The sequence below is a fragment of the Abyssisolibacter sp. ZYX002 genome (genome assembly GCF_056892235.1).
Window position 1 is genome coordinate 645,837 of the sequence record NZ_JARMXH010000002.1, and the last position, 19,742, is coordinate 665,578.

The following is a 19,742-nucleotide window of genomic DNA, read 5'->3' on the forward strand; positions in this document are numbered from 1 at the left end:
CCCTATTACTTTAATGTAATATTTGCTATATTGAAATTTGATGGCTGTCCGTCGAATTTATAATTTGCTATTTTCTCTTTACTATAAACAGTTAACTCTTTCATTTCTGAAATCGGTACATACGCATTATTAGCATGTATTTCTTTTAATATATAATTATATTTTTTTTGTATATCTTCCTCATTTACTGATGTTGATAATTGAGATATAATTTCATTACCATCCTTTAAATGAGCTAATCCTTGAGCATAACTATGATCCACCATAATATCTGAGTTCATATTACTTATACCTGTAAAAGGATCGAAGGGTATTCCATATGTTTCTCTGTATACAACTGTATAATTACCTTCTTGAACCCTTGAGTACCATGCTAGTAAATCTAACCCAGTAACTTTTACATCTATTCCTAGTTGCTTAAAATATGATGATATTGTTAATGAAATTTCATCCGAGGAACCTTCTCCAGTTTTATATAATATCTCAGCTACTAAAGGTTTTGAATTTTTTTCTCTAATTCCATCGCCATCTGTGTCAACCCATCCTGCTTTCTCTAGTATATTTTTTGCCTCCTCCAAATCATAATTGTAAGGCTCAGTATCAACATTGCAGTAAGGTAACGATTTATTAAAAAAACTATGTGCTACTGTTTCATAGCCATAAAATAAATTATTGCAAATGCTTTGTTTGTCTATAGCATGACTTATAGCTACTCTAAGATTCTTATCATTGAAAGGTTCTTTGTCTAAATTAAAACCAATAATTCTAGTCTTTAAACTTTCTTTAGATACTTTAGTTGTGAATTTGTCATTTTGCGAAAATTCTTTTATTGAATCATAAGATAATTTACTGCATCCAAATATCATATCTATTTCGCCTTTTCTTAGTGCTAATATCTTTGATTCATTATCTGGAATAACCTTTATATTAAATTTATTAATATCAGGTTTTTGCCCATGATAAAGCGGATTTCTGACAAAAGTATATAAATTGCCATTTTGTTGTTTTTCAAACATATATGGTCCTGTTCCTAATGTATGAGATAAAAGTTTATCAGATAACGTACCATCTTCATTAAAAGCATCTAATGACATCATACTCATAGGCATTGGTTTAGCAAAGTCTTGTAATGCTCCATAATAAGGTGTTTTTAGTTTAATCTGAATTGTATAATTATCAACGATTTTTAATTCTTCAAAAAGTGTTGTAACTAACCCAAATGAACCGTTATAGTCACCTAATAATTTAGGAATCATCTCTAAATTCTTTTTTACAACCTTTGCATTGAAATCCGTGCCATCAGAGAATTTTACACCTTCAACTAACTTAAATGTATAAACAGTACCATCCTCTGATATGGTCCATGATTTAGCAAGAGCTGGTATTATCTTTCCATTTTCGTATTCTACAAGCGTTTCATAAAAGTTGTCAAGATAATAGCTTACACCATGATTCATATTGTTTCCTGGTGTAAAAACTGTATAAAATCCTTCGCTAAATCCAAAATTTTCACACAAAGTAATCTCTTTCACTTTTTTTACATCATTATTCTGCTTCTCATTAGACTGCTCTGTATTACTACTGTCTTTGTCGTTATTAGATACTTGAGCATCATCCGAGCAACCAACTATTAATATCATTGCCATAAGCATTGTTATACATATTACACATAATTTTCTTGCCATAATTTTTTCTCCTTTTTACATTTATTTTCTTGTTTTACTCCTAGGTACTTTAGGGGGAAGAGCATTTATTAAAATTTTAGAATAATCGTGTTTAAAATCTCTAAGCGATTTTATATTTTCAATCTTTTCAACTATTTTCCCATCTTTCATAACTGATATATCTTTTGACATGTATAATGCAACATCTATATCGTGAGTGATAAACAAATATGAACTTTTGATTTCACTTCTAAGCTTCAAAAGCAAATTAAGTACTTTCTTCCTAACTGTAACATCTAGCCCACTTACAGCTTCATCAAAAATAATTAATCTAGGATTTATACTTATTGCTCTAGCTATACAAACACGTTTCTGCTCGCCCCCACTCAATTCATGAGGTAATCTATCTAAAATATCCATAGAAAGCTCAACCTTGTTTACTAAACTCTCCACTCTAAGTCTTTCATCTTTTTTATTTGTTTTTTCAAAATTTCTTATTGGTTCTGCTATACTATCATATATTTTAACCCTTGGATCAAGAGAGCTCTGTCCATCTTGCATAACCATCTGTATATCTACTCTTTTTAATCTTAACTGTTCTTTATTCAATTTCGATAAATCTTGATTATCTATCATAATCTGTCCCTTTGTAGGAGATTCTATAAACGCCATTAGTCTAGCAAGTGTACTTTTGCCCGATCCACTTTCCCCAACTAACGAATAGCTTTTATTCTCTCTTATTGTTAATGAAACATTCTCAACAGCTTTAATTATAGTTTTTTTTCCTTTTTTATCTTTTCTACTATAATGTTTATCAACATTCTTTAAGCTAAGCATAATTCACCTCATCAGTAAGTAATCTTGCCTTTAGAAGCTCTTTCGTATATGGATTACTTGGATGATAAAAAATTTGATTAACACTGCCACTCTCAATTACTTTACCATCTTTCATAACTATTACATCATCTGCTATTTGTGCTATAACACCAAAGTCATGAGATATAACCATCAATCTAATGCCTTTGTTACTAATATCCAAAAATTGCTCTAATATAATAGACTGAGTTTTTACATCAAGCGCCGTTGTTGCTTCATCAGCTATTATTATTTTAGGTTTTAAAACAAGTGATAAAGCAATCATAATTCGCTGTAACATACCTCCACTTAAAGCATGAGGATAACTATTCATTATCTCCGTCACTCTAGTTAAATTCATGGCTTTAAGTTGACTTACACTAAGGTCATAAGCCTGTTTTTTCGATAAATTTGTATGAGCTCTTATAGTTTCAATAAGTTGTTTGCCAATTTTCATAACAGGATCAAAAGCTGTCATAGGATTTTGCATTATTATAGATATATCTTTTCCTATAATTGATCTAACTTTCTTTTTGCTCATTTTCAACATATCTTCGCCTTGATATTTAACAGAGCCTTCTATATTAAATATATTGTTATTCAATAATTGCATTATTGCTTTACAAGTAAGTGATTTACCACTTCCACTGTCTCCTATTACCCCTAGAACTTTTCCTTTTTCTAGTTTAAAACTTACATTTTGTACAAGTTTTTTTCTGTTTTTAGCTAGCGTTATTGTCAAATCTTTTATATTCAATACACTTATGATTACCACCTCCTAATTTATGATATTGATCGTCATTATCATTGACCTTCCAATTCCAACTCCTCTTTTATTGGTTATTACGCCTATATATAATTAAGGTTTAAATAAAAACACTAATTATTCTGAGGTGATATTACATCTCTAACAGCCTCACCAAATAGATTAAATCCTGTCGCTGTAACCAAAATACACGTTCCTGGATAAATTAGCAATGATGGATGTGTGTACAAATATGCTTTTCCATTACTAAGCATTGCTCCCCATTCGGCTGTACCGGCTTTAAGTCCCAGACCTAAAAACGAAAACCCTGAAATCATAAGTATCATCAATGCAATACCTGTGCTAAAATATACAATGAGTTGTGGTAATATATTTGGAATAATATGCCTTGTTATTATCTTATAATCACTACACCCTGCTATCTTAGAAGCTGTTATATATCCCTTTCTTTTTTCAACAAGCACATAGCTACGAATAACTCTTGCAAACCATACCCACATTGAAAATACCACAGCCACTAAGATATTCATAACACCTTGCCCTAATGATCCCATCAGTGATAATACAATTATCAGTGGTGGAAATGCCATGAATATATCGCAAATTATAGCAAAAAATTTATCTATTTTCCCTCCTATATAAGCCGACAATGTCCCTACAATAGTACTGATAACAGCTAAAATTAATAACGCTGGTACTGCTAACCCTAAAGAATACCTTGCTCCGTAGATTAGTCGTGATAACACGCATCTACCTAGTTGGTCTCCCCCTAGTGGATATAGCTTGCTTTGTTTTGCAAACTTATAAGAAGGATTTATCTCATTTGGATCATTTGGCGCTATATATGGAGCTAAGATAGCAATCAATGTTATAAAAATTACTATGATTATACCAATTAATGCTTGTTTATTGCTTAGAATATTCTTTGCCATTAGCACTCCTCCATTTCGCTTAATAGTCTAGGGTTAATCATACCATTTAATATGTCTGCGATCAGATTACAAACTACAAATACTACTCCCATTAATAAAACACATCCATTTATAGTAGGTAAATCTCTACCAATAATAGCACCAACTAAATGTCTTCCCAGCCCAGGCCACGAAAAGACGCTTTCAACAATAGCACTTCCTGATATCATGTACCCTAAATTCTGAAAGAGTAAGGTTATCATTGGTGAAAGTGAATTTTTTAAAAGGTGCTTTAATATTGTAAAATTAGAGAGACCTCTTGCTTTTGCATAGGTGATATAATCACTATTCATATTTGAGATTAATGTAGATCTGAACAATCTAATAGACGATGATATGATAGGTATAGCTAATGTTAATGAAGGTAATATTAAACTTTTGAATGAACCATAATCAACCACATCAAAAACAGGTATAATTATAGCAAACAAAACTAATAGCATAAAGCCAAGCCAAAAATTAGGAATAGAAATACCGAAAATGGTTATCATTCTCATTACATGATCAAAAAAACTGTCTTTTTTTATTGCTAGTATTACTCCTACTGGTAGTGTTATAACGATAATCCAAAGAACACCCATTCCAACTATTGATAATGTAGCTGGTATTTTTTTTAATATATCTACTGCTACTGGATTTTTTGATATTAATGATGTTCCTAAATCTCCTTTTATAAAATCCTTTACCCATTTTAGATACTGTTTGTATATTGGTAAATTTAGCCCCATTTCTTCCCTTATTTCTTCTATTTGCTCTGTTGTGGGATTTGCCGTGTTTCTTCTAGCCTGTGCTTGAGCAGGGTCAACTTCTGATATATTAGCTAGTGCAAATGATAGCATTGTAACACCTAGTAGTACTATTATAAGACTTGCTACTTTGCCGAATAAATATCTAGCCATTTTGACACCTCCCATTTACTGTTTTTGATACTAAAGCTTTAAGCCATGTTCATTGACTAACTTAGTTTAACACAAAGCATAGTTTCTTTCTTACGCAAAAAGGGCAAAAAGTGTCTAAAAAGCAATTGGTTTATTTTTGAATTTTTATATGTTTATAGTATTGTTTTTCTTACTTCTCTAGGTGTGATCTTATATTCTTCTTTAAAAGCTTTGCTGAAGCTATGATGGTTACTATAACCACAAATTAGTGCTATCTCCGTAACTCTCTTATCGCTAGTTTGTAATAGTTTTTTTCCTTTTTGCAATCTAGATTTCTTTATATATGAATATACACTTTTTGAGTATAGTTTTTTAAACCCTCTCTTTAATGTATCTAATGATATATCAAAATCATTACTTAATTGCTTAACAGTTATTTTTTCATCTAAATTATTTATTATAAATTCATGAACATTTCGTATTTTATCTATTACTACGCGATTATAATAAACATGTTTTTTATTAATAGTTGTATCAATATTCCTCAATTCAAATAGCAACAACTCGATAGCCTTGATACGCAACTTATCATTTTCCCCTTTATTAATAGCATCTATGATTTCATATATATAATCCGTAGCTATTTTATTACTGCTGGCTACCACAAACTCAGTTTTATTATTTATACATTTACAGAACTTTGTAATCTTCTCAGGTTTTATTTGAAATGCATAATTTAATATATCAATTATCTCGTCTATATATCCACATAACGTAATGCTTTTATAGTTTTTATTAAAATGTTCGACTGTAAAAATGTTTTCTTTTCCTGTAAAATACGCTATACTATTTTCTCCAGCAATACAAGCTTTGCCTTGTCTATTGTAAGCGAGCATTTTTCCATCTATGCAGTAGTTTATTTTCAAAATAGGTTTAGAAAAAGTTTCATATTCATCAGATTCGTTGATTGTTTTCTTTTTCATTGCAAATTCATTAATACTCAATTTAATACCTGGCATAATTTCATATATAGTATACGTACCGCTTCCATACTGTGGTAATATCGTGTACTTTCGATAGTATTCATTAGTTTCTGAAAGCGCTGATATTTGATTAAGATAAAAAGATTCTTTATTTAGATTACTCATTTTTAACATCCTCTCAAAAATAAAACAATAGAACTAATTGTTATAGCTTATGTTTAGCCCTATTGTTTGATAACAAAGATTTGTATCTGATTATTATATTGTCTTACTTTATACATTTAAACCAAGCTATTGCATTATCATTGTGTATCTCTACATTTGAATACATACTCCTTAATATATAAGTTAATTCTCCCTTGGTATAAAAAGGTGGTGTAAACCAACCTTTTTTTGATAGAACATTGTTTACTACAAAATCAGTCAGTAATTTTTCCTTTCTTATATAAAAACATCCTATAAACATACCACCTTTTTTTAATACTCTAACAGTCTCAGAAAATGCACTTTGCTTGTCTTTAAATGCATGAAATCCATTCATAGAAAGTACTACATCAAAATTCTCGTCATCAAATGGTAAATCTCCAACATCTCCTTGCATACATTTAGTATTAGAATTGAGTCTTATTTTTGCTTTTTCAAGCATTTCATTAGAAAAGTCTAATGCTATTATATGTGCTTTTTTTAGTTTTCTATATTTTTCATGGGTAAATACTGCTGTTCCAACTGGGACATCTAGCAGTTTACCATCAAAATCATTTGGTAAAAAGTTTAGAACTTTATCTGCTATATCAATATCATCAACATTCCAAAAAATATTATTATAAAGCTTTGCCCAAAAATTCCCCTTTGTCAATACACTATCATATATATTTTTAGATGATTTGTACGCACTTGATATATTAGCTTCCATATTATCCCCCTATAATAATGATTATTGTTATCATTTATTATATTTTATATTCTGTTGTTTGTAAAGTTCTACATCTTTGATGTTTTATGGCATCTATATTGAAAAAAAGACTGCTTTGTTGGTATGATACAACCAAAATAAACAGTCTCCTTATTTTCTAATATAATATTAACTATCACCTGACAACACCGCTATTGACTGTAGCATTGTTTCTATGAATAATACGCTTCCACTTAGCATTATTCTAGTAATATTTTCACTTTGTATAAACTGTACACTCATGTTTGATGGTCCATACTTAGGGTCTTTATTGTTCATTGCAGCCATTAGCATATTAGATATGTTATTGCCTTCTTCCATATTTGATACATAAATATCAACAACAGTAGAAACACGTACTTTTTTTGTATTTACCTTTTCCTGTGTTGGTTGGTTGTTAATATCTTTTACATCTTTTTTTCCTTCAATAAATACACTTAAATCATGTCCAGTTATTCTCCACTGTTTGCCAACTTTATTTGCTTTTAGTTTTCCTTCTCTTACAAACTTTCTTATTGTTTTAGGATGCATATCAAGCATATCTGATACTTGGTCAACTGTATAATACTTCCCCATCACTCCATATCACTCCTTATTTAGTCTTTATTTGCATTATAATCAATAATCTTCGGGATGTCAAGTCCCTTATTTTCTTATATAATATTTTTTCACAAACTAATAAGATATGAATAATAATGACATAATACAAATAATATGCTATTATTAAAATAATACTTTGAATATCAAAATAATTTAAAAAGGAGTTTTTGTGATGAAATTACCTAGTTTAAATATAGGAAATATAAATTTACGTCTGCCTATTATACAAGGAGGCATGGGAATAGGTATATCTAGATCTAGTTTAGCATCCTCTATATCTAATGAAGGTGGATTAGGCGTTATATCTGCTGCTCAAATAGGCTACGATGAATCTGATTTTAAAACTAATACTCTTAGTGCAAACTTAAGAGCTTTAAGTAAAGAGATAAAAAAAGCGAAAGAACTTACTAGTAATGGAGCTATAGGAGTTAACATCATGGTAGCTATGAAAAACTATGCGGAAATAGTAAAAACAGCTGTCAAAGAAAAAGTTGACGTTATAATTTCTGGAGCAGGTTTGCCTACTGAACTTCCAGCACTTGTTAAAGGTTCTAATGTGAAAATAGTACCTATAGTTTCTTCTCTAAGAGCAGCAAAAATAATAGTTAAAAGATGGCTCAAAAAACACGACCGTTATCCAGATGCAATCATAGTAGAAGGTCCAAAAGCTGGAGGTCATCTTGGATTTTCTGTAGATGAACTTGATACAAACATTGATTTAAAGCAGATAGTAAGTAGTATTGTAGATTATGTTAAAGATATTAATATAGATATACCTGTTATAGCTGCTGGTGGAGTATATACTGGTGAAGATATAGCAATCCACATAAATAACGGTGCGTCAGGTGTACAAATGTCAACTCGCTTTGTGACCACTGAAGAATGTGATGCTCATAGAAACTACAAGCAAGCTTATATTGATGCTTCTAAAGATGATATTGTTATCGTGAAAAGCCCTGTTGGAATGCCAGCAAGAGCTATCAAAAATAATTTTATTAAGCAACTTGAATTAGACTCTATAGATAAAATAACAAAATGCTACCACTGCTTACTTGGCTGTGATCCTAGTAAAATACCTTACTGTATCACTGACAAGCTTATAAACGCAGTAAAAGGAAATGTTGATAAAGGCCTTATATTTGTTGGTAGCAATGCTTATTTGTCCAGTAAAATCGAAACTGTCAAAGACGTGTTTGATCAGTTAAAACGTGAGGTCAATGAGACTTTTTTGTCTCGTTTTGAGTAGGTTTGTATATAGCCTTGATTATATAATTTCATAATAGCCCTTCAACAGCTGACAATGTCCAAGTTGAATTTAGCCTTGTACTTAAAAAAGAAACCGATACCCCGGTTTCTTTTTTTGCCTTATTTGAAAACATAATAGATATGCTCTTTCAGTATTTAGGATAGGATTTCTAAGATATGTAAATATATATATTTATATAAAATTTAACATTTTTATTAAATTTTATTAAAAACTCAATGTTCGACATGGTTTTCATCTCTAATATGTTAATATAAATTTTGTTAAAAAATTTATATATAGGAGGTGAAAACAAATGAAAAAGTTTTTAGCATGTTTTATTATTCTCTGTACAATATTGTCTATAGGGTGTATAGCTTTTGCAACTTACAATGATAGTGAACATACTTTTGATTCATATGAGAGTGCTAAAAATAGTTCTATCGTTTCTGCAAGAATTGGTGGATCATATCAAGATAGCATAAAAATGAATGGAAGTGTAAGCGACAATAATGAAGTTGATATTTATAAACTTCACGTTCAATTAGCTAATAAAGACTATCTTGCTTTTAAATTACAAGTACCTGATGGTAATGATTATGATTTATACATTCTTGATTATTATGGAAAAGTAATAGGTAAATCAAAAAAAGGCGCAGGTGAAAATGAATACATCACCATAAAAGACCCTACTTTGCTGAAATATGCATATTCCGGATTTGATTATTTTTATGTAAAAGTAGAATATTTTTCAGGGAATTCTGGACAATATAGACTGGATGTAAAAACAGTAGACGGAAAATAATTTTATGTAGCATATATACTTTATGCCTAAAGCAATATGCTAAGAATATTTTTAATTTATTGCAAGGATATTATTTTATTAATATCCTTGCAGTGGTTTAAAGATACTATAATATTGGATATATTGAAATAAGAATAGCTTTTTCAAACAATAATTCATCTCATTTGCTTTTTCCCATAATATTTAATTGTCTTTTGTCATTACCTGCATTTGTTACTTCAAATTTTACAACTAGATTGTTCTTACTGTCTACTACTATTCTTTATCGGAGTGAATTGAGGGTCCTATTCTTTATCGGAGTGAATTGAGGGTCAGGCTTGAAAAGTTGACTAAATCACTTGTGGGAATTAATAATTATTTGGTGATAAAAATATCTTTAATTTTCACAACTTATATAAGCAGTAATAGGTCTAGCTTTAAAGCTTAAAAAGATATCAACTAAACTACCATGAATTGTTGAACCAATAAATAATGGGAAACCACACGATTTACAACAAATAGAAAAATAACCATCAAAGTAGTAAAGAATCATTTCCGTTTCTATGAAGAAGTGACTTCAGAGGACTCATTCCTACAACACTTCTACTTATGTATGTTAGGAACAGGACACCTATTAAGAAAAATTTAAGATAGTTTCTCACCAATAAGCATAATATAGCAAAAAACCCTATGCTTTAATCACATAAATCAAAAGAGAGATATCAAAACCAGTCTTGAAGCTTAGATTGTTTTTTGACCGCGACATTGGAAGCTGTGATTTAACATTAATAAAGCTGATGTTTTATACCTTACTAAAAAATCAGCCACACTAAAAAGCGTAGCTCATCTTGATTGCTAATAGTTCTAGTAAATAAGAAATAATAAAGAGATGAATTTTTTATCACATAAATTCATCTCTTTTCTTTTACTTGTCATACTCATCTAAGAGTAATATCCTACCAATATTTATATCTACTTTTGCTTTACATATTAAATATATTACAAATTATTATCTATTATAATAATATTCTAACAAGCTCGAAGAACTATATACAGTTTCTTCATTTCTATTTCTCTTGTTTATATTTTCTTTAATTATTTCTAGACAAATGGATCCAGACATAGGATCATCATATTTATCTTTATTTAATATATATGCCGATTTATTAGATGCAACCTCAAATATTTTATTATCTTCACTTAACATATAATAATTACCCTTATACGATAATAAAATCATTTCTTTAGAATTTAGCTTTTCAAAATTATCAAGAGTAACATCAAACATATCAGCGTTTCCACCATACATTAACACTTTATACGAATTGTCTATATCCCCTACTTTTATATATGAAACAGATTTGTTTTTATATTTTATTACAAAAAGCCACTCTTTACTATCCACTGTAATATCTTTTAAATTTTTGTAATTTTTATTTATATCTATGTTATTATTAATATGACTGATATTATAACCTGTACCTAAAGTAAAGTCAGAATTAACTATTTGAGTATTATATTCTTTGGCTAAATCAACAGAAATTATATTAACTATTCTATCAAAGTTATCTTTAGCCACTTGAATAACTTCAGTAGGTACACTATCATTACTGTTGATATCAGCATTAACAATCAAAGATGAAAGTAAAAGCACCAATAAAAAAGTCGCAATAACAATAATTTTTTTATTCATAATAAAACCTCCTCTTAAAATCTGTAAATTAATAAAGACTTACATCCCATTCCCAATCTGAATTAGACACAAAATAGTTAAAATTATAATATTCCTTTCTACCAACACCTGGATCCATAACCTCAAGAGAGTTATCCGACTTTTTATGACCTGAAATAACTACCATATGCCCACCACCATAATAATTGTAACGATAGCCTGCTATTATACCTTTACTACTGTTTAATGTATTTCTAACTGAACTAGAATACATACTACCTGATTTTTGAGTTGCGTTATAGCCAAATTGTCTTAACCCATATTGAACTTCATCAGCACTAGCACCCTGATCATTTGTGCTATTACCTTTTGTAGCAATTGAGAAAGAATTTTGAGTTGCAGAAATATTCTTACTAGATAGTAATGCAACACCTGAAGCGCACCAACACCAGTTACTTTTTATTTGTCTAATGTTTGGAATATTGACCGAGACCATATCTGGCATTGCAAAAGCTTGTACAGAAAAAACTAATAAAAAAATGAGCACTGATAATAATGAAATCTTTTTAATTTTGTTTTTTGTAAATAACATAAAAAACCTCCTTTAAAATATAATCACTAAATACAATGGTTATCACATAAAAATGTATAACCTACTAGTTTTAGATATTATCTTAGATTTCTATTATGCTATTGCTATTTATTTTGAATTTTTCATCTAAATCTACTTCTTATTATTTACTATAATAATCAATCAAGCTCGAAGAACTATATACAGTTTCTTCATTTCTATTTCTCTTGTTTATATTTTCTTTAATTATTTCTAGACAAATGGATCCTGACATAGGATTATCATATTTATCTTTATTTAGTATATATGCCGATTTATTAGATGCAACCTCAAGTATTTTATTATCTTCACTTAACATATAATAATTATTCATATATGATAATAAAATCATTTCTTTAGAATTTAACTTTGCAAAATTATCAAGAGAAACATCAAACATATCAGCGTTTCCACCATACATTAACACTTTATATGAATTGTCTATATACCCTACTTTAATATATGAAACAGATTTTTCTTTATATTTAATTACAAAAAGCCACTCTTTACTATTCACTGTAATATCTTTTAAATTTTCATAATTCTTATTTATATCTATGTCATTATTAATATGACTGATATTATAACCTGTACCTAAAGTGAAATCAGAATTAACTATCTGAGTATTATATTCTTTGGCTAAATCAGCAGAAATTCTATTAACTATTTTATCAAAATTATCTTTAGCCACTTGAATAACTTCGGTAGGTACGTTATCATTACTGTTGATATCAGCATTAACAATCAAAGATGAAAGTATAAGCACCAATAAGAAAGTCGCAATAATAGTAATTTTTTTATTCATAATAAATACCTCCTCTTATAATTTGTAAATTAATAAAGACTTACATCCCATTCCCAATCTGAATTAGACACAAAATAGTCAAAGTTATAATATTCTTTTCTGCCAACACCAGGATCCATAACCTCAAGAGTATCATTCGATTTTTTATGACCTGAAATAACTACATAATGTCCACCACCATAATATATATAGTGGTAACCTGCTATTATAGCTTTTCCGCTGTTTAATGTATCTCTAACCGAACTTGAACTCATTATACCTGTTTTAGTTGCGTTATAGCCAAAAGAACTTAACCCCAGTTTAATTTCTGTTGGATCACCGCCCTCATTATTTGTGCTATTACCTTTTACTGCAATTGAGAAAGAATTTTGAGTTACAGGAATGTCCTTACTAGATAATAATGCAACACCTGTAGCACACCAACACCAGTAGCTTTTTATTTGTCTAGTATCGGGAACATTGACCGAGACCATATCGGGCATTGCAAAAGCTTGTACAGAAAAAATTATTAAAAAAATAAGCACTGATAGTAATGAAATCTTTTTGATTTTGTTTTTTGTAAATAACATAAAAAACCTCCTTTAAAATATAATCACTAAATATGATGGTTATTACATAAAATGTGATATTATTGATAGATGTTCTATTTTGTATTTTATTTCTAATTATGTTATTTATTTGATTATATCATAAAAAATATGTTATTCAAACTTTTTTTTAGTTTTTTTGATATTATATATTTTATTAATATTTTCAGAGTTATTTACTCATTTAGTCTACCTTTTCTTAAAAAGCATTGAAAAAGGGGCTATGCAAATTGTTTTGTTTAATGAAAATTATAAGAAACTTATACATATCTAAAAAAAGTAGTTAATTATAAAAAACAATCTCAATGAGCTACCATACATATATGTGATAGCTTGTATCAAAAAAATATTATTTAATATATAATATAGTAAAGAGCATTTTTTTATATAGTTTTCTCTATTTATTTATTGTTTTACCAGATTTATTAATTTGGATTACATATTTTTACTGATTTTTGTTCATCATGTAAATAATAACAACAATAATTGATTAGGAGAATGATTTGTGATGTATAAAAAGACTATTTTACTAACTGGTGCGTCTGGCTCTATAGGTGAAGAAGCTTTGAAAGAGCTCATCAAAAGAAAAGATATATATGATATTAGGGTATTTGATATCAAAACTAAAGAAACTATGAAAGTGTTAAAAAAATACTCAGATGATATAACTATATATTGGGGAGATATTTCTAAAAGATCGTGTGTTGATGAATGTACATCTGGTGTAGATTTTGTAATTCATCTTGCATCTATTATCCCTCCTCTTGCTGATGAAAACATCCTACTAACTAAAAAAGTCAATATATATGGCACTAAAAATATTATAGAGTCTCTTGAAAAATATTCACCTCATGCTTTTTTACTGTACTCTTCTTCTATATCTGTATATGGAGATAGAATCAGCAATCCTTGGATAAGTGTGAACGATCCTCTTAATCCAGGTGAAGATGATTATTATGCCACTACAAAAATTACTTCTGAAAAACTAATCAAACAATCAAATCTCAACTGGAGCATATTTAGATTTTCTGCAATAATGGGTGAAAAAACAAAGCTCAGTCCGCTATTTTTTAAAATGCCTTTAGATACCTGTCTTGAATTAGCTACTACTAAAGATACAGGCTATGCATTAGTTAGAGCTATTGAAAAAACTAAGGATTTAAATGGTCGGATTTTTAATCTAGGTGGAGGAAAAGATTGTAGAGTTACCTATAGGGAAATGCTGAAAAAAACTTTTGAACTTCTAGGTTTACACCCTTTAGATTTTCCTAAAGGTGCATTTGCTGAAAAAAACTTTCACTGTGGCTATTTTCTAGATAGTGATGATCTAGAAAATATTCTTCATTTTCAAAAAGATACTTTAAAAGACTATTATGATTTAATTTCTAAAAAAACCTCTCGGTATAAACGTATGTTCATCCACTTATTAAATAAACCAATCAAAAAAATACTAATAAAAAAATCATCTCCATATATTGCATATAAGAAAAATGACACTCAAGCAAAAAACAAATATTTTAATCATTAACACAAAAAAGAAGTGTGCTTAATCAATTAAACACACTTCTTTTTAATACTTTTCTATTAGTAAAATATTAAATTACATGCTTCTAGATGCAACAACATTTACTCCTGTTCCTAATATATCTTTGACAATAATATCTCCAACTTTGATTGGTGAAGTCACTTCTACATTGTTGATAACCTTCATACATTCTGATAACAACTCTTTTGGTACTGCATCAACAGTTTTTACTGGCAATCTATTTAATAAACCACCTTTTATTTTTACTGTAGTTGTCAATACTCTAGTAGGATTTGTCAGTTCTTTTATACCATATGTTTTTCCTCTAGGGCATTTATTACCTGTTACGACATACTCATCTCCGCTTTTTTCAACATTTATATGACATCCCATAGGACATACTATACATATCATTTCTTTATTCATTTAAACACCCTCACTTTCTAATGAAACTGAAATAATCTCACATCCAGAAGATAGTTCTTCTTTTTTGATTTTGACAGATTCCATTTCTCCAGGAGCTAAATGCTTTTTCTTTATTCTTTTTATTTCTTTACCATCTATACTTACAACCATCTGCATATTCTTATAAACATTGTCTACTCTCATAAATAAATCAAGTGTATCATCAATGTTTTCTACTCTTACAAGCTGTGGAACAATATATCTTATTCCTGCGCCCGGATTTGTCTTAGCTACTTTCTCTGTCGTTATCTTATTTTTAATGAATTTTGCAGCATTTTTACCTGCTCTTCTACTTTCTTCTGTTACAAAGTCCACCAAATCATGAACATGTACGACATTACCACAGGCAAATATACCTTCTATACTAGTCTCCATAGCTTCATTTACTATTGGGCCAGATGTAACATTGTCTAAATCTATACCTGCGTTTTTTGATATTTCATTTTCTGGAATCAATCCTACTGATAAAAGTAATGTGTCACAATCATAGTATTTTTCTGTTCCTTTGATTGGCTTTCTGTTTTCATCAACCTCTGCTATAACTACCCCTTCTACCCTGTCTTTTCCCTTTATCTCTGTTACTGTGTGACTTAATAAAAGTGGTATATCAAAGTCTTCTAAACACTGAACTATGTTTCTTGTAAGTCCACCTGAAAAACTCATAAGCTCTGCTACTGCTAATACTTTAGCTCCCTCTAACGTCATCCTTCTAGCCATTATTAACCCTATATCTCCAGAGCCTAGTATCACTACTCTCTTCCCAACCATGTATCCTTCCATATTAACAAATCTTTGAGCTGTTCCTGCTGTAAGAACTCCTGCTGGTCTAGTTCCCGGTATATTTACTGCTCCTCTGGTTCTTTCTCTACAGCCCATTGCTAATATTACTGCTCCTGCTTCAATCCTCATAAAGCCGTCTACTGTATTAATAGCACTTACTACTCTATCATCACTTATTTCTAATACCATTGTATCCAATTTGTATTCTATTCCAGACTCTTGTAACTGCTCAATAAACCTGTGTGCATATTCTGGTCCTGTTAACTCTTCTTTAAATATGTGAAGTCCAAATCCATTGTGGATACACTGCTGTAAGATTCCGCCTAACTCTCTATCTCTTTCTATGACTAATATATTATCTACTCCATTTTTCTTTGCTTCTATTGCTGCTGCAAGCCCTGCAGGCCCTCCACCAATGACAACAATATCATATTTTATCATAACGTCACCTCCTAAATCTTATCCCTAATTCTCTTTAGTGTTTCCTGTAAGTATATATGAGTTCTTACCATCTTTTAAAACATCTTTTATATCCATGCCTAGCTCTCTTGCAAGTATCTCCATAACTCTAGGGCCACAGAAACCTCCTTGGCATCTTCCCATACCAGGTCTAGCCCTTCTTTTTATCGCATCAACTGTTTTAGCTCCTGCATTTCTTTTTATTACATCTACAATTTCGCCTTCAGTGATATTTTCACATCTGCATATTATTCTTCCATAACGTGGATCTTTTTTTATCAGTTTAGCTTTTTCTTCATCACTTAATTCCATAAACTTTATAAATGGTCTTCTACTGTCTATAAAGTCCTCTTTGACTTTCAAATCTCCTGCTACTTCTTTTACTATATCTACAACATAATCAGCTATAGCTGGAGCTGCTGAAAGACCTGGTGATTCTATACCTGCAACATTTATAAAACCTTTGGCGTCTTTTGATTCTTCTATTATGAAATCCTCTGTACTTGGCTTTGCTCTAAGTCCTGCAAAACTTGTTATTGTCGCTCCAAAAGGAATTTTATCGGTTGTTTTTTTAGATTTCTCTCTTATAAAACTAATTCTATCGCTAGATGTTGATGTATTTTCTTTGTCTTCTAAGTCCTCCGCATCAGGACCAACTAACAAATTACCATGTACTGTAGGTGCTACTAATGTTCCTTTTCCTGCCTTAGTTGGCGCTTGGAATATAACATGATTTACTATATCTCCTGCACTTTTGTCTAACACATTGTACTGACCTCTTGTTGGTCTTATATCAAAGCTTCTTGGTGCTACCATTGCGTTTATGTCATCTGCATATATACCTGCACAGTTTATTACATATTTAGCCTCTAGTTTCTCATCTTCCATCTCAATACTATAGCCTTCTTGGACTTTCTTGATATCTGTAACTTTATTACCTAGCTTTATTTCAACTCCATTGTCAGCAGCGTTCTCTGCAAGAGCTACCGCTAGTTCCCAAGGGCTTACTATCCCTGCTGTTGGTGAATACAGCGAACCAATTACGTTTTTGTTTATATTCTTTTCCATCTCGATAGTCTCTTTACCATCAAGTATCCTCATATTTGGAATATTATTTTCTATTCCTCTTTCATAAAGCTCTCTTACACTTGCCATTTCCTCTTGATTTGTAGCTATTACTAATGAACCTATTCTTTTAAAAGGTACATCTAACTTTGTGCAAATATCATTAAACATAGGGTTTCCTAGTGCATTTAACTTCGCTTTTAATGTTCCAGGTTTTGCATCATATCCTCCATGAACAATAGCACTGTTTGACTTAGTCGTTCCATTCGCTATATCTGTATCCTTTTCTATTAACACTATTTTAAGATCATACTTTGAAAGCTCTCTAGCTACAAAAGTACCTATTATACCTGCGCCTATTACAGCTATATCATACATACTTTTTCCTCCTTATTTAAAGCTAAAATTTTATAATTTTTACATTTATTGATTGATAAAATTATAAAAAGCCACACAAGTTATATCTATCTCTAGATTTACTCATGTGGCTTCTCCTAATCTCACGCCAAATACTATTTATATTATTATACTATTAATCTATTGATTAATTGTTCTTATTACTCTGCTTCTTCCCATGCACTAGCTCTCTTAACAGCTTTTTTCCATCCTGCATAGTATTTTTCTTTAACTTCTTCATCCATTTGTGGATCAAAGTTTTTATCTACTGCCCATTTCTTAGCTATTTCTTCTTTGCTTTCCCAAAAGCCTACTGCAAGCCCTGCTAAGTATGCTGCTCCTAAAGCTGTAGTTTCTGCTACTATTGGTCTATCTACTGGAACTCCTAATACATCCGATTGGAATTGCATCAAGAAGTTATTTGCTACTGCTCCACCATCTACTTTCAAGCTTTGTAGATTTATCCCTGAATCTTCTTGCATAGCTTCAAGTACGTCTCTAGTTTGGTAAGCTATTGACTCTAGTGTTGCTCTTATTATATGGTTTCTATTTGCTCCACGAGTTAAGCCTACTATAGTACCTCTTGCGTACATATCCCAGTAAGGTGCTCCTAATCCAACAAACGCAGGTACTACATATACTCCGTTTGTATCTTCAACTTGTGTTGCAAAATATTCACTGTCTTTAGCATCGTCTATTAATCTTAACTCATCACGTAGCCATTGAACAGATGCACCTGCTACAAATATACTTCCCTCTAGTGCATATTCAACTTTTCCATCTACTCCCCACGCTATAGTTGTCAATAGTCCGTTGTTAGAAGGAACCATTTCTTCGCCTGTATTCATAAGCATGAAACATCCTGTGCCGTATGTGTTTTTAGCCATACCTGCCTTGAAACATGCTTGTCCGAATAATGCTGCTTGTTGATCTCCTGCTATACCTGCTATAGGTATCTCAGCTCCACCAAATGTCTTTGGATCAGTATGTCCGTATACCTGACTTGATGGTTTAACCTCTGGAAGCATTGACATTGGGATATCAAGTTCTTTTAGTATTTTCTCATCCCATTTTAACTCTTTTATATTATATAACATCGTTCTAGATGCATTTGTATAATCTGTTACATATGTTTTTCCTCTAGTAAGATTCCAAATCAGCCATGTATCTATATTACCAAATAACAGCTCTCCGTTCTCAGCTTTTTCTCTAGCTCCTTCTACGTTATCAAGTATCCATTTAACTTTTGTTCCAGAAAAATATGCATCTACTACAAGTCCTGTATTTTCTCTGATATATTTTTCTAAACCACGCTCTTTTAGCTCGTCACAAATACCTGCTGTTCTTCTACACTGCCAAACTATAGCGTTATATACAGGTTTACCTGTGTTTTTGTCCCATACTACTGTTGTCTCTCTTTGATTTGTAATACCTATAGCAGCTATTTCTTCTGGACTAACACCTGCTGTCTCTAGAACTTCTCTTGCTACTCCACTCTGACTTCCCCAAATTTCCATAGCATCATGCTCAACCCAACCTGCTTTTGGATATATTTGAGTAAATTCTTTTTGTGCTGTCTTTACTATTTTACCATCGTGATTAAAAAGGATTGCTCTTGAACTTGTTGTTCCTTGATCTAAAGCTAAAATATATTTCTTAGTCATCTTATCTTCCTCCAATAA

Annotated in this window: 19 protein-coding genes; 3 read left to right on the forward strand and 16 right to left on the reverse strand. The window is 30.5% G+C overall.

Annotated features, from left to right (window positions below):
* Positions 1 to 5: 5 nt before the first annotated feature.
* From nikA to P3X86_RS09075, 8 genes are all read right to left on the reverse strand, one after another.
* Complete coding sequence (gene nikA / locus P3X86_RS09040) at positions 6 to 1,685, reverse strand: nickel ABC transporter substrate-binding protein (protein WP_483292348.1); 1,680 nt, start codon at positions 1,683 to 1,685, stop codon at positions 6 to 8.
* Positions 1,686 to 1,706: 21 nt separating this feature from the next.
* Positions 1,707 to 2,501, reverse strand: coding sequence for an ABC transporter ATP-binding protein (locus tag P3X86_RS09045; RefSeq protein ID WP_483292349.1), 795 nt, complete (start codon positions 2,499 to 2,501; stop codon positions 1,707 to 1,709).
* Complete coding sequence (locus P3X86_RS09050) at positions 2,494 to 3,276, reverse strand: ABC transporter ATP-binding protein (RefSeq protein WP_483292350.1); 783 nt, start codon at positions 3,274 to 3,276, stop codon at positions 2,494 to 2,496. Before P3X86_RS09050 ends, P3X86_RS09045 begins: the two co-directional genes overlap by 8 nt.
* A gap of 122 nt (positions 3,277 to 3,398) precedes the next feature.
* Entirely contained in the window at positions 3,399 to 4,217 is an 819-nt protein-coding gene (locus tag P3X86_RS09055) for an ABC transporter permease (RefSeq protein WP_483292351.1), read from the reverse strand.
* Entirely contained in the window at positions 4,217 to 5,155 is a 939-nt protein-coding gene (locus P3X86_RS09060) for an ABC transporter permease (RefSeq protein ID WP_483292352.1), read from the reverse strand. Before P3X86_RS09060 ends, P3X86_RS09055 begins: the two co-directional genes overlap by 1 nt.
* 152 nt (positions 5,156 to 5,307) lie before the next feature.
* Positions 5,308 to 6,282 (reverse strand): helix-turn-helix transcriptional regulator, encoded by a 975-nt coding sequence (locus P3X86_RS09065; RefSeq protein WP_483292353.1) that lies wholly within the window; start codon positions 6,280 to 6,282, stop codon positions 5,308 to 5,310.
* Positions 6,283 to 6,385: 103 nt separating this feature from the next.
* The gene (locus tag P3X86_RS09070) at positions 6,386 to 7,030 is read right to left on the reverse strand and encodes a class I SAM-dependent methyltransferase (RefSeq protein ID WP_483292354.1); all 645 of its coding nucleotides are present in this window, start codon (positions 7,028 to 7,030) and stop codon (positions 6,386 to 6,388) included.
* Between the two features lie 168 nt (positions 7,031 to 7,198).
* Positions 7,199 to 7,645, reverse strand: coding sequence for a helix-turn-helix domain-containing protein (locus P3X86_RS09075; protein WP_483292542.1), 447 nt, complete (start codon positions 7,643 to 7,645; stop codon positions 7,199 to 7,201).
* Between the two features lie 196 nt (positions 7,646 to 7,841).
* Between P3X86_RS09075 and P3X86_RS09080 the strand changes: the two genes are divergently transcribed.
* Positions 7,842 to 8,915: an NAD(P)H-dependent flavin oxidoreductase gene (locus P3X86_RS09080; protein ID WP_483292355.1), complete on the forward strand. Its 1,074-nt coding sequence runs from the start codon at positions 7,842 to 7,844 to the stop codon at positions 8,913 to 8,915.
* 313 nt (positions 8,916 to 9,228) lie between these two features.
* Positions 9,229 to 9,717: a hypothetical protein gene (locus P3X86_RS09085; RefSeq protein WP_483292356.1), complete on the forward strand. Its 489-nt coding sequence runs from the start codon at positions 9,229 to 9,231 to the stop codon at positions 9,715 to 9,717.
* 988 nt (positions 9,718 to 10,705) lie between these two features.
* Here the strand turns inward: P3X86_RS09085 and P3X86_RS09090 are convergent.
* The 4 genes from P3X86_RS09090 to P3X86_RS09105 form a co-directional block, all read right to left on the reverse strand.
* On the reverse strand, positions 10,706 to 11,389 hold the full coding sequence (locus tag P3X86_RS09090; protein ID WP_483292357.1) for a hypothetical protein: 684 nt from the start codon (positions 11,387 to 11,389) through the stop codon (positions 10,706 to 10,708).
* Between the two features lie 28 nt (positions 11,390 to 11,417).
* Entirely contained in the window at positions 11,418 to 11,960 is a 543-nt protein-coding gene (locus tag P3X86_RS09095; protein ID WP_483292358.1) for a C39 family peptidase, read from the reverse strand.
* Between the two features lie 142 nt (positions 11,961 to 12,102).
* Positions 12,103 to 12,783 (reverse strand): hypothetical protein, encoded by a 681-nt coding sequence (locus P3X86_RS09100; RefSeq protein WP_483292359.1) that lies wholly within the window; start codon positions 12,781 to 12,783, stop codon positions 12,103 to 12,105.
* A gap of 29 nt (positions 12,784 to 12,812) precedes the next feature.
* Positions 12,813 to 13,352, reverse strand: a complete 540-nt coding sequence (locus tag P3X86_RS09105; protein WP_483292360.1) for a C39 family peptidase — start codon at positions 13,350 to 13,352, stop codon at positions 12,813 to 12,815.
* Between the two features lie 526 nt (positions 13,353 to 13,878).
* Between P3X86_RS09105 and P3X86_RS09110 the strand changes: the two genes are divergently transcribed.
* Positions 13,879 to 14,898, forward strand: coding sequence for an NAD-dependent epimerase/dehydratase family protein (locus P3X86_RS09110; protein ID WP_483292543.1), 1,020 nt, complete (start codon positions 13,879 to 13,881; stop codon positions 14,896 to 14,898).
* A 72-nt stretch (positions 14,899 to 14,970) separates the two neighbouring features.
* Here the strand turns inward: P3X86_RS09110 and P3X86_RS09115 are convergent, their stop codons facing one another.
* The 4 genes from P3X86_RS09115 to glpK form a co-directional block, all read right to left on the reverse strand.
* The gene (locus P3X86_RS09115; RefSeq protein ID WP_483292361.1) at positions 14,971 to 15,321 is read right to left on the reverse strand and encodes a DUF1667 domain-containing protein; all 351 of its coding nucleotides are present in this window, start codon (positions 15,319 to 15,321) and stop codon (positions 14,971 to 14,973) included.
* A complete protein-coding gene (locus P3X86_RS09120; RefSeq protein WP_483292544.1) occupies positions 15,322 to 16,578 on the reverse strand; it encodes an NAD(P)/FAD-dependent oxidoreductase in 1,257 nt (418 codons plus the stop codon).
* A gap of 27 nt (positions 16,579 to 16,605) precedes the next feature.
* Entirely contained in the window at positions 16,606 to 18,042 is a 1,437-nt protein-coding gene (locus tag P3X86_RS09125; protein WP_483292362.1) for an FAD-dependent oxidoreductase, read from the reverse strand.
* 179 nt (positions 18,043 to 18,221) lie between these two features.
* Positions 18,222 to 19,724, reverse strand: coding sequence for a glycerol kinase GlpK (glpK, locus tag P3X86_RS09130; protein ID WP_483292363.1), 1,503 nt, complete (start codon positions 19,722 to 19,724; stop codon positions 18,222 to 18,224).
* Positions 19,725 to 19,742: the final 18 nt, after the last annotated feature.